Source organism: Floccifex sp. (assembly GCF_051873555.1).
GTDB lineage: Bacteria > Bacillota_I > Bacilli_A > Erysipelotrichales > Erysipelotrichaceae > Floccifex.
Genome location: NZ_JBJEEY010000157.1, coordinates 14,504 through 27,829, shown reverse-complemented (window position 1 = coordinate 27,829; position 13,326 = coordinate 14,504). Strand labels below are relative to the sequence as shown.

General features: G+C 32.4%; 18 protein-coding genes. 15 read left to right on the top strand and 3 right to left on the bottom strand.

Annotated features, from left to right (window positions below):
- Nucleotides 1–97 precede the first annotated feature (97 nt).
- From ACI32A_RS09000 to ACI32A_RS08975, 6 genes are all read left to right on the top strand, one after another.
- Complete coding sequence (locus ACI32A_RS09000) at nucleotides 98–277, top strand: RNA-binding domain-containing protein (RefSeq protein WP_439754725.1); 180 nt, start codon at nucleotides 98–100, stop codon at nucleotides 275–277.
- A complete protein-coding gene (locus ACI32A_RS08995) occupies nucleotides 237–425 on the top strand; it encodes a hypothetical protein (RefSeq protein ID WP_439754724.1) in 189 nt (62 codons plus the stop codon). Before ACI32A_RS09000 ends, ACI32A_RS08995 begins: the two co-directional genes overlap by 41 nt.
- 21 nt (nucleotides 426–446) lie before the next feature.
- Complete coding sequence (locus tag ACI32A_RS08990; RefSeq protein ID WP_439754723.1) at nucleotides 447–812, top strand: hypothetical protein; 366 nt, start codon at nucleotides 447–449, stop codon at nucleotides 810–812.
- A gap of 80 nt (nucleotides 813–892) precedes the next feature.
- A complete protein-coding gene (locus ACI32A_RS08985; protein ID WP_439754722.1) occupies nucleotides 893–1,453 on the top strand; it encodes an ATP-binding protein in 561 nt (186 codons plus the stop codon).
- A 71-nt stretch (nucleotides 1,454–1,524) separates the two neighbouring features.
- Nucleotides 1,525–2,619 carry a DUF871 domain-containing protein gene (locus ACI32A_RS08980; RefSeq protein ID WP_439754721.1) on the top strand — a complete coding sequence of 365 codons (1,095 nt, stop codon included), beginning with the start codon at nucleotides 1,525–1,527 and terminating at the stop codon, nucleotides 2,617–2,619.
- 10 nt (nucleotides 2,620–2,629) lie between these two features.
- Nucleotides 2,630–3,199, top strand: coding sequence for a GNAT family N-acetyltransferase (locus tag ACI32A_RS08975; protein WP_439754720.1), 570 nt, complete (start codon nucleotides 2,630–2,632; stop codon nucleotides 3,197–3,199).
- 20 nt (nucleotides 3,200–3,219) lie between these two features.
- Here ACI32A_RS08975 and ACI32A_RS08970 read toward each other — a convergent pair whose 3' ends face one another.
- The gene (locus tag ACI32A_RS08970) at nucleotides 3,220–4,101 is read right to left on the bottom strand and encodes a YitT family protein (RefSeq protein ID WP_439754719.1); all 882 of its coding nucleotides are present in this window, start codon (nucleotides 4,099–4,101) and stop codon (nucleotides 3,220–3,222) included.
- Between the two features lie 133 nt (nucleotides 4,102–4,234).
- On the opposite strand from ACI32A_RS08970, the gene ACI32A_RS08965 reads away from it, so the two are divergent.
- The 9 genes from ACI32A_RS08965 to ACI32A_RS08925 all read left to right on the top strand — a co-directional run bounded on the left by ACI32A_RS08965 (nucleotide 4,235) and on the right by ACI32A_RS08925 (nucleotide 12,320).
- The gene (locus ACI32A_RS08965) at nucleotides 4,235–6,151 is read left to right on the top strand and encodes a BglG family transcription antiterminator (protein ID WP_439754718.1); all 1,917 of its coding nucleotides are present in this window, start codon (nucleotides 4,235–4,237) and stop codon (nucleotides 6,149–6,151) included.
- A 3-nt stretch (nucleotides 6,152–6,154) separates the two neighbouring features.
- The gene (locus ACI32A_RS08960; protein ID WP_439754717.1) at nucleotides 6,155–6,757 is read left to right on the top strand and encodes an RDD family protein; all 603 of its coding nucleotides are present in this window, start codon (nucleotides 6,155–6,157) and stop codon (nucleotides 6,755–6,757) included.
- 2 nt (nucleotides 6,758–6,759) lie between these two features.
- Nucleotides 6,760–7,077 carry a PTS lactose/cellobiose transporter subunit IIA gene (locus ACI32A_RS08955; protein WP_439754716.1) on the top strand — a complete coding sequence of 106 codons (318 nt, stop codon included), beginning with the start codon at nucleotides 6,760–6,762 and terminating at the stop codon, nucleotides 7,075–7,077.
- Between the two features lie 80 nt (nucleotides 7,078–7,157).
- The gene (locus tag ACI32A_RS08950) at nucleotides 7,158–7,481 is read left to right on the top strand and encodes a PTS sugar transporter subunit IIB (RefSeq protein ID WP_439754715.1); all 324 of its coding nucleotides are present in this window, start codon (nucleotides 7,158–7,160) and stop codon (nucleotides 7,479–7,481) included.
- Nucleotides 7,482–7,506: 25 nt separating this feature from the next.
- Nucleotides 7,507–8,925, top strand: coding sequence for a PTS sugar transporter subunit IIC (locus ACI32A_RS08945; RefSeq protein WP_439754714.1), 1,419 nt, complete (start codon nucleotides 7,507–7,509; stop codon nucleotides 8,923–8,925).
- A gap of 14 nt (nucleotides 8,926–8,939) precedes the next feature.
- The gene (locus ACI32A_RS08940) at nucleotides 8,940–9,467 is read left to right on the top strand and encodes a GrdB-related putative oxidoreductase (protein WP_439754713.1); all 528 of its coding nucleotides are present in this window, start codon (nucleotides 8,940–8,942) and stop codon (nucleotides 9,465–9,467) included.
- Nucleotides 9,468–9,514: 47 nt separating this feature from the next.
- A complete protein-coding gene (locus ACI32A_RS08935; RefSeq protein ID WP_439754712.1) occupies nucleotides 9,515–10,477 on the top strand; it encodes a N(4)-(beta-N-acetylglucosaminyl)-L-asparaginase in 963 nt (320 codons plus the stop codon).
- Nucleotides 10,478–10,483: 6 nt separating this feature from the next.
- On the top strand, nucleotides 10,484–11,602 hold the full coding sequence (locus tag ACI32A_RS08930) for a Sapep family Mn(2+)-dependent dipeptidase (RefSeq protein WP_439754711.1): 1,119 nt from the start codon (nucleotides 10,484–10,486) through the stop codon (nucleotides 11,600–11,602).
- The gene (locus ACI32A_RS08925; RefSeq protein WP_439754710.1) at nucleotides 11,586–12,320 is read left to right on the top strand and encodes a copper homeostasis protein CutC; all 735 of its coding nucleotides are present in this window, start codon (nucleotides 11,586–11,588) and stop codon (nucleotides 12,318–12,320) included. Before ACI32A_RS08930 ends, ACI32A_RS08925 begins: the two co-directional genes overlap by 17 nt.
- A gap of 15 nt (nucleotides 12,321–12,335) precedes the next feature.
- On the opposite strand, the gene ACI32A_RS08920 is transcribed toward ACI32A_RS08925, so the two are convergent.
- Together ACI32A_RS08920 and nrdG are read right to left on the bottom strand one after the other, a co-directional pair.
- Nucleotides 12,336–12,800, bottom strand: a complete 465-nt coding sequence (locus ACI32A_RS08920; RefSeq protein WP_439754709.1) for a hypothetical protein — start codon at nucleotides 12,798–12,800, stop codon at nucleotides 12,336–12,338.
- Complete coding sequence (gene nrdG, locus ACI32A_RS08915; RefSeq protein WP_439754708.1) at nucleotides 12,797–13,318, bottom strand: anaerobic ribonucleoside-triphosphate reductase activating protein; 522 nt, start codon at nucleotides 13,316–13,318, stop codon at nucleotides 12,797–12,799. Before nrdG ends, ACI32A_RS08920 begins: the two co-directional genes overlap by 4 nt.
- Nucleotides 13,319–13,326: the final 8 nt, after the last annotated feature.

The window sequence follows — 13,326 nt, the reverse complement described above, 5'->3', positions numbered from 1 at the left end:
TTGAAACCCCCATACCTTTATTAAAAGATATGGGGGTTTGTCAACACTCTGAAAGCACTATATGTGCTTTTTTTAAATAACTAAAGTAAAGTGAAAAATAAGTGAAGTAAAAAAAGCACATGATGGGACTCTAAAGCATTTATATGACACATTATCTAGTTTTTCAAATCAGGACGAAGGTGGAATCATTGTCTTTGGTCTTGATGAAACACAAGGATTCAAACCAGTCGGTGTATATGATTTACAAGATCTTCAAAAAAGTAACAGAACAATGTGATCAAATGAATCCTAAAGTTCGTGCAGTATTTACAAGTACAATCTGTCAAGGCGTAAATATATGTTCTGCTAAAATTCCTTCTGTTGATTTGGTTTTGCGCCCTTGTTATTATGCAGGACATGGAAAAATTAAAGGATTCTATGTTTGAGTAGGTGATGCAGATTTACCAATGACAGATTATGAAATATATCATTTTGAATCTTATAAATCACATGTTCATGATGATGAAAGAAAAATTGAAAGAGCAAATTCATCTTTATTAAGAGAAACAGATATAAATAATTTCGTATTACAAATGAAAATGAATCGACCAGGATTTTCAAAACTTTTCGAAGAACAAATGTTTGAATTGTTGTCGATTACTCGTGATAAAATTTCAACTCTTTCTTCTGTTTTGAATTTTGGCATATATCCACAAGGATTGTTGCCACAATTATCAATTGCAGCCATTGTTGTTCCAGGAGAAATATTACTTTGGATGGAATACGTTTTCTTGATAATAAACGAATCGAAGGGACTTTGTCTGAAATGTTAGAGGATGCCATTGCGTTTTGTAAGCGAAATATGAAAATAAAAACAATTATTCATCCAGAAAACGGTAAAAGAGAAGATTGAATGGAATATCCTGTTAATGCGATTCGAGAAATTATTTTGAATGTATTGATTCATCGTGACTATAGCATCTATACAGAAGGAACGCCAATCCAAATTTGTTTCTTTTCAAATCGATTAGAAATACATAGTCCGGGAAGTTTATATGGAAGAATGACTGTAAAAGATTTAGGAAAGGCTAGATCGAATTTGAGAAATCCAGCATTAGCAACTATGTCTGAATTTTTACTAAAAACCGAAAACAGATATTCTGGTATTTCTGCTATTTATAGGGAAATGAAAGAATATGGTTTACCAGAACCTGTTTTTGAAAATAAAAGAAATGAATTTGTGGTTACTTTGTGTAATGATCAAAATACCCGGAGTGATATGGATTTAATATCATTTTGTAAAGTACCAAAAACTAGACAAGAAATTACCGATTTTTTAGGAATTAAAACAATTGCTTTTGTTTCAAGAGAATATATTCAGCCTTTAATTGAAACTGGAAAACTAAAAATGACAAATCCAGAAAAACCAAGAAGTAAAAATCAAAATATGTTTCGGTTGAATAATGTTTCCTAGGACTAGGAAATTGTCTCAATTTATATAAAATTCCTCTATCTATAATGAATATATAGAAAAGAGGTATTACTATGCATAGACTAGGAATTTCAGTTTATCCTGAACACTCTACTTTTGAAAAAGATGCAGCGTATATGGAATTAGCTGCCAAGTATGGGTATTCACGTATTTTTACTTGTTTGTTGTCTGTTACTAAGCCAAAAGATGAAATTGTAAAGGAATTTAAACAATTCATTTCAAAAGCACATGAATTAGGGTTTATTGTAGCAGCTGATACTGCACCATTTGTGTTTGATCATTTAGAAGCCACTCCAGAAGATATTTCAATATTCCATGAAATGGGAGTGGATATTATTCGATTGGATGGACATTTTGACGATCGCTTAGATACTCTTTTAACTCGTAATCCATATGGAATTAAAATTGAATTCAATGGAAGCAGCGATGCCAATGTTAGAGATTTGATCAAACATGGAGGAGATCCTGATAATATTTGTGTTTGCCATAATTTCTATCCAGAAACGTATACAGGATTGTGTATGGATATTTTTAATGAATACAATGAAACATGGAATGCATTAGGATTAACAACGGCTGCTTTTATTAATAGTCAATCCGAAAATACATATGGACCTTGGCCTGTATTTGATGGCTTGTGTACATTGGAACAACATCGAAATTTACCTGTTAGTGTTCAGGCGCGTCATTTAATCGCAACAGAAAGAATTGATGATATTTTATTTGGAAATGCCTATGCTTCTCAAGAAGAACTAGAAGAAGTATCAAAGATTGATTTAACCAAAACAACGGTATCGATTGATTTATGTGAAGATGTAACACAAGAAGAAATTGATCTTCTTTATAATTTTAATCACACAGGAAGACCTGATCATTGTGAATTTTTCATTCGTTCTTCCTGGCCTAGACTAGACTACAAAAATAAGTCTATTCCATATCGTAATCCCAATAAAACATATTTTGAACGCGGAGATGTTGTTTGTGTAAATGATAATTTAGCTCGTTATAGAGGGGAATTGGAAGTGATTTTAAAGCCAATTCCATGTGATGGAAATCGAAATTTAATTGGTTCCATTCCAAAAGAAGAACACATTATCCTCGATGAAATGGAAAAACACCATGATCATCTATTTGGATTTGTGAAATAGCCACAATTAAATGAATACACCTGTTTTATTCACACAACGCCTTATTTTACGAAAGTTTACACAACAAGATATACAAGCACTTTATTTGATTTTAAAAGATGAAGAAGTGAATACATTTTTACCTTGGTTTCCTGTAAAAAATTTAGAAGAAACTTATTCTTTTTTTGAAGAAAGATTTTCTAAATCAAATGGATATGTATTTGCGATTTGTTTGAAAGAAAATAATATTCCTATTGGTTATGTTCAAGTACATCTAAATGAATCTCATGATTTTGGATATGGATTACGAAAAGAATTTTGGCATAAAGGCATTGTTACAGAAGCGGCAATGGCTGTTATAGAACAAATAAGAAAAGATGGATTGCCTTTTATTACGGCAACACATGATAGAAACAATCCAAGAAGTGGAAATGTCATGAAAAAAATTGGGATGAAGTATTGTTATTCATATGAAGAAAAGTGGCAACCCAAAGATATTCTGGTTTGGTTTCGAATGTATCAGCTTAATTTTGATCAAAGTGATTTTGTTTATAGAAAGTATTGGGATGAATCGATTCATCATTGTATTGAAAAAATATAAAGCCAGCTTATTTGCTGGCTTTATTCAATTGGTTTTAAATAAAAATTACCATAGAAGTGATTGATTTTATATGAATGAATAATCGCATCTGGATCGACACTTTGAATAATATGAATGACATCACTTTCTTCATAAGAACTCACTACAGTTTTACATAAATAATATTCTTGTTTACTAAATGCACCATAAGCTTTAACAATGCTCATACCGTGTTTGAAACTGCGTGTAAATGCCAATCCAATGGTTTCTGGATATCGTGTTGTGATTTCAATGGAAACCTGGGCATAGCGATGATAGAAACGAGAAATGGTCTGGGTTGAAATCAACTGGAATATAATAGAATATCCTGCGTGAATCCATCCAAAGAGCCATCCAAAAATAAGGAGCATCGTGCAGTTAAAAACAAACACAAAATCCCATATACTGCGATTGATTTTATTGGATACATAAAGCGCAATAAAATCGGTTCCACCTGTGGATCCATCGGCTTTTAAAGCCAATACAGAGCACATTCCATATAAGAATCCACCAAACAATACATTTAACATGCGATCGTCAAAAAATGGATCGAATTCAAGAATTTTCAATAAAAGAGAAGTAGTTGTAAATTGTAAACAGCTTAAGAAAACAAATCGTTTGGATACGCCTTTAAAACATAATAAAGCAGCTGGAATATTCAATAATAAAATTCCTAAAGATGTGGAGAATTCAATGCCAAATAATTGCGTAATTTTGTTGATTAAAATTGCTACACCTGTAAATCCACTTGTCAATAAGTTACACGGGTTCATAAAGACTTTGATCACAACAACTTGTAAAAAAGAACTAGAGAGTATCATTATAATTGAAATAAGAAGTCGAATTTGTTTGTTTTTTGTTAGCTTTTTTAGTATTTGTTTCATATATATATCACCTATGTCATTATATAAATGAAAGAAAAAAAGAAATAAGATGTGATTTCCTAATACTAGGAAATGAAAAACATAAATTATTTTTTTTGTTCTATATAATCAAATTGAAAAGGAGGGAGACATTTTGTTGAATGAAAGACAAGAAAGAATCATAAAACTGTTAAATGAATCGCAAGATTGGAAAACAGGAAAAGAAATTTCTCATTTGATGGAAGTATCGGATCGTACGATTCGTTCGGATATTGATGCGATTAATCGATTTTATAATAAAAATGTCATTGAATCGAGTATAAAAAGCGGATATCGAATCAATCCAGATACGGTTTCCATTCTTTCACTGGAACTGAGATCTTGTATTCCACAGACGCCAAAAGAAAGATGTAATTATATTATTCGAGAGTTGTTGACGAATAAAAAGGAAATTAATTTATTGAATCTGCAGAATGAAGTATTTATTAGTGGGTATACAATTGATAATGATTTAAAAAAAGTGAAGAGAATTATTAGTGAATATAAGGATTTACAAATTATTCGTTCTAAAAATTTTATTTCATTAAAAGGTCCTGAAAACAGTAAAAGAGAATTGTATAAGGATTTGCTGGCAGAGGAAACAAAAGGGAATTTCTTGAATTTGGATAATATTGCAGGTTTATTTAAAGATTTTGATTTAAAAGTATTAAAAAGTATTTTAGATGAAACGCTTGTTAAGTATGACTATCACATTCGAGAAACGGCTATGCCAATGGTATTGATGCATATTGGCGTTTCGATTGAACGTATGATTCATCAAAATTATGTGAGCCAGATTGCCAAAGATAACGTAAATTTAATGGATTCACTGGAATTTAAAATCGCAAATGAATTTTATCAGAAATGTGCCAATCGTATCTTTATTAAAGTCCAAATCAGTGAAATACAATTGTTGTCTTTATTGTTGATGGGAAAGAAAAGTGAAGAATTTACTTCCAATCAAATTGATATTCTAGGAAAAACATATTTAATCAGTGATATTGTTCATACCATTTTACAAAGTATTTATGATGCCTATGACGTAGATTTAAGAAGAGACAGTGATTTGAAATATGGCTTGGGATTGCATATTCGTTCTTTAGTTCATCGTATTTTATATGGTTCTACTATTCAGAATGTATATTTAGAAGAAATCAAAAGAAAATATCCACTTGTATTTGATATGAGCATCTATGCTTGTCGTTCATTTACAGAAATTACAGGACTTGAAGTAAAAGAAAATGAAATTGGTTTTATGGCTTTGCATCTAGGAAGTTCTTATGAAAAAAATAATTTTTCAGATAAGTATCAAGTACTCATGATTTTTCCTAGAGATTTACCACTTTCAAATTTATGCATTCAAAAAATTGAAACACGATTTTCAGAAAGAATGGAAATCGTGGATCAAACGAATTTTTTTAATGAAGAAGATGTATTGGATTTAAAACCAGATTTAATATTAACGACTTCACCTTTAAAACATGCATTAGACATACCAACCATTCAAATTTCGTTGTTTGTAGATACCGAAGATGAAAGTCACATTTTTCAGGCATTAAATTTACTCGATAAAAAGAAAAATAAGAAACAATTTGAAACGATGATCAAAGATGTCATTAAACCAGAGTTGTTTTTTACCAATGTCGAAGCTTCAACACCTGAAAATTTAATTCGATTTATTTGCGATGAACTCGTTAAAAATGAATATGTCGATGAATTATTTGTAGATAGTGTTCTTCAAAGAGAAAAAATATCTTCTACTTCTTTCTACAATGGATTTGCGCTTCCACATGCATTGAATCACTCGGCAATTGAATCTTGTATATCCATTGTACTTCTCAAAGATGCAATGCAATGGCATGATTACAGTGTCAGACTTGTTATTTTATTAGCAATTGAAGATGTAGATCGTGATTTGTTGCGTATTTTCTTTGACTGGTTGACTACGATTGTTTCAAATTCTTCTAAATTGACTCATTTATTAAATGTGAAAACACACGAAGAATTCATCAATCAAATCATGAAAGGATAAAATATGAACTTATTTTTTAAATTGAAACTATGCCTAAATGATTCAAAAAGCGATGTCAGTACATCCAAAAGATTTACAGCCTATTTAATTGACTGGTTTGTTGGAGCTTTGTTTATGATGTTTCCTATGTGTTTGATCTGGATGTCGCAAACACATAATTTAGAGGAAATGGGTCATTTAAATTTGTGGATGATTCAAAGTGAAATTTCTAAAGAAAGTGCAGTATTAGCAGGATGCCTTGCGATTTGTTTTTCTGTTTTTTATTATGTATGGATTCCATATAAGGTATATAAAGGACAAACACTTGGAAAGAAAATGATGAATTTTAAAATAGTAAAAACAAATAATGAAGAAATTGATTTAAAAACTTTAATGATTCGGCAAATACTGGGCATCATGATATTAGAAGGAACTTTTTATAATGTTTCGAGTTTGTGGCATGATTTATTGTCATTGGTTATGAATTTAAATTTTACAGGGATTTTGATGATAATAGGTTTAAGTATCAGTATTATAAGCGCAGCGATTTGTATGTTTTCAAATAGTCATCGAATGATACATGATCGTATTGCACATACAAAAGTGATTTTAATAAAAGGAGAATAAAAATGGAAAATTTAGAATTAGCGTGTTTTCAATTGATTTCAAATGTTGGATTGGCAAAGAGTTGTTACGTCGAAGCCATTCGTGAAGCAAAAAATGGCAACTTTGAATTAGCAAAAGAAAAAATCAAAGAAGGCGATCAAAATTATGTACAGGGACATACGTCTCATGCGTCTTTAATTCAACAAGAAGCTTCTGGAAATCCAGTTCAAACAACTTTATTATTGGTTCATTCAGAAGATCAATTAATGAGTGCAGAAACAATTAAGTTAATGGCAGAAGAATTGATTGATTGTTATAAAAAAATGGATTCAATGAAATAATTTCTTTCCTAGGGCTAGGAAAGGCAAAGACAAATTAAAAAAAAATAAACTTTTATAATGAAATTAAAGGAGGAACATATATGAAAAAGATTTATTTGTTTTGTAGTGCTGGAATGTCAACAAGTATGTTGGCAAGTAAGATGCAAGATTGCGCCAATGCACATAACTTACCAATTGAAGTAAAAGCACATCCACACAACAAATTAGCCGAAATCATTGAACATGATCGCCCTGACTGCATTTTATTAGGACCACAAGTCAAATATATGTATCAAGGAACTGTGGAACAATTTGGTTCTACAGGAATTCCTATTGCTGTCATTGATTCAGGAGATTATGGAATGATGGCAGGAGAAAAAGTATTGAAATCAGCTATTAAGTTGATGAAACAGACAAAAAAATAATAAGAAGTATTAGGAGAAGTTAATTATGAATTTAATGGAAAAATTAGAAAAAACCATGACGCCTATGGCTGAAGCAATTGGACGCAATAAATATTTAACAGCCATTCGTGATGGTTTCCTTGTTTCAACGCCTTTATTAATCGTTGGATCTATTTTCTTATTGCTGGCAAACTTTCCAATTCCAGCATGGACAAACTTTATTTCCAATGTACAAATTGGTGCGACTTCATTAGCCGCTTTATTGGAAAAACAATCCGATGCGACATTTGCAATTATGGCTATTTTTGCGACAATGGGAATTGGATACTCCTTTGCCAAGCAATTAAATACAAGCGGAATCTTTGGAGCTGCTGTAAGTATCATGTCCTGGTTTATTTTAATGCCATATCGTTTTACAGGAGGCGTTAAAGCTTTATTTGATTCAACAGGAGCTGCCGTTGAATTTGCAGAAGGAACAACAGCTACCGTTTCTGGTATTAGTACAGGATGGCTAGGAGCCAAAGGAATCTTTGTGGGAATCATTTGTGCCCTGGTTTCTGTTCATATTTATGCATGGGTTGAGAAAAAAGGATGGACAATTAAAATGCCAGCTGGTGTTCCTCCAACAGTTGTACAATCCTTTGCTGCCTTAATTCCAGCTGGAATAGTAATGACAGCATTCTTCTTGATTAACACAATCTTTGTTGCATGCGGAACAGATGCCTTTACATTTATCTTCACATTCTTACAAACACCTTTATTGGGATTGGGAGATACATTAGGGGCTATGATTATTGCCTATATTTTCTTACATTTATTCTGGTTCTTTGGAGTCAATGGTGGATCGGTTGTAGGAGCTGTATTCAATCCAATTCTACAAACATTAGCACTTGAAAACTTAAACTTATATCGTGAAGTTGGAGCTGCTTCTTATACAGTTGCCAATGGAGCGCATATTATTTCACAACAATTCCAGGATTTATTTGCGACATTTGGTGGATGTGGATCAACTCTTTCTTTATTGATTGCGATGTTATTATTCTGTAAATCAAAACGAATTAAAGAATTAGCAAAATTGTCTTTGGTTCCTGGTATTTTTGGAATCAATGAACCAATTGTATTTGGATTACCAATTGTATTGAACCCTACAATTATTATTCCATTTATTCTTGTACCAACAATGAACATCATTTTATCTTACTTTGCGATGAAATTAGGATTGTTCCCACCATGTAATGGAATCAACATCCCATGGACAACACCAGTTATTATTTCTGGATTCTTAGCAACAAACTGGGTTGGAGCTATTTTCCAAGGTGTATTATTGATTTTAGGTGTCTTTGTATACTTGCCATTTATCAAAGTTATGGACAATCAATATTTGAAAGACGAACAAGAAGCAATGAGCCAGGAAAGTGAAGAAGACGATATTAATTTAGATGAATTATCATTTGATGATCTATAAGATGAGGATATTATATGTTAAAAGTAATAATGATTTATGATCAGATTCAATCAGGTGAAGGAACAAAAGACGATAAAATGGTTCCACTAGGCGCAAAAAAGGAACCTGTTGGTCCAGCTATAATGATGGGACAATTTTTAAAGAAAATCGATGCAAAGGTTGTAGCTTGTTTATATTGTGGAAATGGATATTACAATGAAAATAAAGAAGAAGTCATTCGCAAATTAACAGCTATGATTCAAAAATTAAAACCAGATGTTGTGATGTGTGGGCCTTGTTTCAATTATGCTGATTATGCGAATATGGCAGCTCATGTTGCTTATAACATTCATGAAAAAACATCGATTCCTGCTTTAGCTGCTATGTCAAAGGAAAATGAAGAAGTTATTGGGCAATTTAAAGATAAAATCTGTATAGTAAAAACACCGAAAAAAGGTGGAACAGGATTGAACGAGGCTTTAAATAATATGTGTAAAGTTGCTAAGGCACTGGTTGAAAAGAAAGATACAAGTAAACTGAAAGAAGAAGTTTGCTTTCATTAAAAGAAGAAGGCATGGCCTTCTTCTTTATTTATAAAGGAGTAAAAAATATGTATGGAATTATCGCAACATGGAGAATGGCATTAGAAGGAATCAGTGAAGCTGATAAAATGCTTGCCAATCAGTCAAATGCCAAAGACGCCATTGAAACAGCTATTAAAGCTGTAGAAGACTTTGAATTTTATAAAAGCGTAGGCTATGGTGGATTGCCAAATGAAGAAATGGAAGTTGAACTAGATGCTGCTTTTATGGATGGAGATACATTGGATGTAGGATGTGTTGGAGCTATTAAAGATTTTGCCAATCCAGTTTCCATTGCCCGAAAACTATCGACGTATCCTGTCAATAATTTTTTAGTGGGACAAGGCGCTGAAAAATTTGCACATCGACATGGATTTCAACGAAAAAACATGTTAACAGAAAGAGCACAAATTCATTATCACAATCGTGTTGTGGAAACAAGTAAAGATACAGAATTAAAACCGTATTCTGGTCATGACACAGTGGGAATGGTTTGTCTGGATTCATTTGGATCCATGACAAGTGCGACAAGTACAAGTGGATTGTTTATGAAACACCCTGGACGTGTGGGAGATTCTCCAGTATCGGGTTCTGGTTTCTATGTGGATTCAAAAGTAGGAGGCGCTAGTGCAACTGGTTTAGGAGAAGACGTTATGAAGGGATGTGTTTCCTATGAAATTGTTCGATTAATGAAAGAAGGAATGCATCCACAACTGGCTTGTGAAAAAGCTGTGAAGGAATTTGATTTAGAACTAAAAGAACGTCGTGGAAAAGCCGGGGATATGTCATTAATTGCGATGAACAACAAAGGAGAATGGGGATGTGCAACCAATATTGAAGGGTTCTCTTTTGCAGTGGCTACGGAAAAAGAAAAACCAACCGTCTATCTTGTTAAGTTTGATGAAAATGGAAAACAATATTTTGAACAGGCAAGCAAGGAATGGATGGATCAATATATGGCTAGTCGAACGGCTCCATTGATTAGAAAGTAGGATCGTATGGAAGAAAGGGTTCTGCAAAAAATTGATGAAATTGCGGATGAAATGATTGAAGGCATTAAATCTATTACGAGAATGAAAAGCGTTCAAACAAAAGGTAGCAAAGACTATCCTTTTGGAAAAGATATCGATGATTGTTTGAATGCAACGCTTTCTTTGGCTAAAAATCTAGGATTTGAAACAGAAAATGTTGACCATGTTGTTGGAATCGCGAAATATGGAACAGGCGATGATTATATTGGTATTATGGGACATTTAGATGTAGTTGAAGTCGGTGATGGATGGAATCACGATCCTTTTTCTTGTTACGAAGACGAAAATGGAAGAATCTATGCTCGTGGAATATTAGATAATAAAGGCCCTATCTTAGCCAATTTATATGCTCTTTATGCAATTAAGGAATGTAACATTCAATTAAAGCATCCAGTTTATATTTTATTTGGAACCAATGAAGAAACAGGCTTTCAAGATCTTCATCATTATTTAGAAGTTAGAAAACCACCAATTATGGGATGGACACCGGATTGTAAATATCCAGTTGTCTATGCAGAAAGAGGAAGAGCCATCTATCAGGTGTATTGTGATAGACAATATACAAATGAATTTAATGAATTTGTGAATGAATATATTTTGTCCAGTAATGAATATGCCAATAAATTGGGATTGGACATAGAGGATCCTGAATTTGGTAAAATGCAGCTTAGAAATAAAAAAAGTAAAATCAAAGATAATGAACTTTGTTTTGAATTTACTTTAAGCTATCCGGCTTGTATATCTAATGAAGAAATTTATCAAAGAATTCAAAAGAAATGTCAATTTCCTTTATCTATTCGCTGCATACAAAACTATAATCCGGTTCGATTTGATAAAAAAGGATTTTTGTGTCAGACTTTAAAAGAAACATATGAAAAAGTAACAGGATTGGATGGAACACCGGTTACAACAACAGGAGGAACATATGCGAAATGTATGCCAAATATTGTTCCATTTGGTCCAAGTTTTCCAGGTCAAAAAGGAATTGGACACAATCCAAATGAGTGGATGGATCGCAAGGATTTAATATTAAATGCGAAAATTTATGCATTAAGTATATTGAGAGTAGGTGGAGTTTGTGATTGAAATATGTACGGGATCGTATCAAGATTGTATGGCTGCTTATAAAGGCGGAGCCAAAAGAGTGGAATTGAATAGCGCTTTAAGTGTTGGAGGATTGACACCTTCTTTAGCTACTCTAATACGTGTAAAAAAAGATACAAACTTAAAAGTAATTTGCATGGTTCGACCTCGTGGGGCTGGTTTTTGTTACGATACATGGGATTGTCAAATTATGATGGAAGATGCGAAATTGTTTTTAGAAAATGGAGCTGATGGAATTGCGTTTGGTTTTTTAAATGAAGATGGAACCATTCAAATACAGGCTACAAAACAAATGATTGATTTGATTCATCAATATGGAAAAGAAGCAGTTTTTCATCGTGCATTTGATGTGACAAGAAATCCATATGAAGCTATTGAAACTTTGATTCAATTAAAATGTGATCGCATTTTAACAAGTGGACAAAAATCGAAGGCTATGGATGGAATGGAATTGATTCGTGATTTACAGGCAAAGTATGGTCATCAAATTGAAATTTTAGTGGGATCGGGTATGAATGATCAAAATATTCAGGAAATGAAGGAAATGACTAAGGTTACACAAGTTCATTCGTCTTGCAAAGGATATAAAGTCGATCCAACAACTTTTAATGCCTTTGTTTCGTATAGCTATATTGGAAATACCAATCAATTTGATGTTGTCAAACAAGAATTAGTTGAAAAATTAGTAGAAACAGAATAAGCACCGCAAAGGTGCTTATTTTATGAATAATACGTCTTGATAATCTTTGACAAAATAACGAATATTTGTTTTTCCTTTTTGAACAATAATATGTCCTTCATTTTCCAGGTCCATTTTCTGTTTTTCAATACCACCAGGATATTTTGGATTTAGTTCGCCATTTGTTTTTAGTGTACGCCAATATGGTGTTTTATCTTCTTTTCTTTGAAAACTAGCCCAGGCCACAATGGAAATAAAGATGCCAGCGGTCATGGGATCGCAGAAATCGGCATTATATTTTTTCGCAAGATAGTTTCGAATGTCTTTTGTTGTGATTACTTTTCCAAATGGAATTTGTTTCATAATATGGTCATATTCGATACAAGGGGCTAAAGCCATTTGATTTCCTCCGTATTTTTCAATGGTTTTAGAATCTGTAATGATCTGGATTTTAGGCATGTCTTTTGAATCTTGCATCATTTTATTAAAATCTTTATTCATTTCAAATATAAAACAATGTCTTGTTGCTTAAGAGATTCTTTTAAGTCAATCACTCTTTGATTTTCTGAACCTCGAAAAGCTAGTGAAATATTGTATAAATCTTTTTGGAATGGTCCATCAACCAGGACATCAATATAAGACAACATTTCATCTGTCACTTCACAATGTCTTTTTCCTCCTTCCAGTAAATCTTGATCTAAAATAAATCCTGTATAACACCAGATTGTTTTGTTTGGATAAACTTCTTTTATGTGTTTGAACAAAGAAACCAATTCTCTTTGGTTTGAAAATTCAAAGGGTTCGCCTCCTAAAGCAGTAAATCCCTGAATATAATCTGGTTTTAATGAATCTAAAATTTGTTGTTCTACTTCTTTTGTGAAAGGTTGACCATAATTAAAGTCCCATGTTTCGGGTTGAAAACAATCAAGACAGTGATTAGTACAGCCTGATACAAATAAAGTTGTTCGTACGCCTTGTCCATTGGCGATGTCATAGTATTTTATATTTCCATAATTCATATTTCTAT

Excerpts from the sequence above, each read along its gene's own strand:
- ACI32A_RS08970 (WP_439754719.1), bottom strand. The coding sequence starts at position 4,101 with ATGAAACAAATACTAAAAAAGCTAACAAAAAACAAACAAATTCGACTT.
- ACI32A_RS08945 (WP_439754714.1), top strand. The coding sequence starts at position 7,507 with ATGAATTTAATGGAAAAATTAGAAAAAACCATGACGCCTATGGCTGAA.
- ACI32A_RS08960 (WP_439754717.1), top strand. The coding sequence starts at position 6,155 with ATGAACTTATTTTTTAAATTGAAACTATGCCTAAATGATTCAAAAAGC.
- ACI32A_RS08990 (WP_439754723.1), top strand. The coding sequence starts at position 447 with ATGACAGATTATGAAATATATCATTTTGAATCTTATAAATCACATGTT.
- ACI32A_RS08935 (WP_439754712.1), top strand. The coding sequence starts at position 9,515 with ATGTATGGAATTATCGCAACATGGAGAATGGCATTAGAAGGAATCAGT.
- nrdG (WP_439754708.1), bottom strand. The coding sequence starts at position 13,318 with ATGAATTATGGAAATATAAAATACTATGACATCGCCAATGGACAAGGC.
- ACI32A_RS08955 (WP_439754716.1), top strand. The coding sequence starts at position 6,760 with ATGGAAAATTTAGAATTAGCGTGTTTTCAATTGATTTCAAATGTTGGA.
- ACI32A_RS08985 (WP_439754722.1), top strand. The coding sequence starts at position 893 with ATGGAATATCCTGTTAATGCGATTCGAGAAATTATTTTGAATGTATTG.
- ACI32A_RS08980 (WP_439754721.1), top strand. The coding sequence starts at position 1,525 with ATGCATAGACTAGGAATTTCAGTTTATCCTGAACACTCTACTTTTGAA.
- ACI32A_RS08950 (WP_439754715.1), top strand. The coding sequence starts at position 7,158 with ATGAAAAAGATTTATTTGTTTTGTAGTGCTGGAATGTCAACAAGTATG.
- ACI32A_RS08930 (WP_439754711.1), top strand. The coding sequence starts at position 10,484 with ATGGAAGAAAGGGTTCTGCAAAAAATTGATGAAATTGCGGATGAAATG.
- ACI32A_RS08995 (WP_439754724.1), top strand. The coding sequence starts at position 237 with ATGATTTACAAGATCTTCAAAAAAGTAACAGAACAATGTGATCAAATG.
- ACI32A_RS08920 (WP_439754709.1), bottom strand. The coding sequence starts at position 12,800 with ATGAATAAAGATTTTAATAAAATGATGCAAGATTCAAAAGACATGCCT.
- ACI32A_RS08975 (WP_439754720.1), top strand. The coding sequence starts at position 2,630 with ATGAATACACCTGTTTTATTCACACAACGCCTTATTTTACGAAAGTTT.
- ACI32A_RS08940 (WP_439754713.1), top strand. The coding sequence starts at position 8,940 with ATGTTAAAAGTAATAATGATTTATGATCAGATTCAATCAGGTGAAGGA.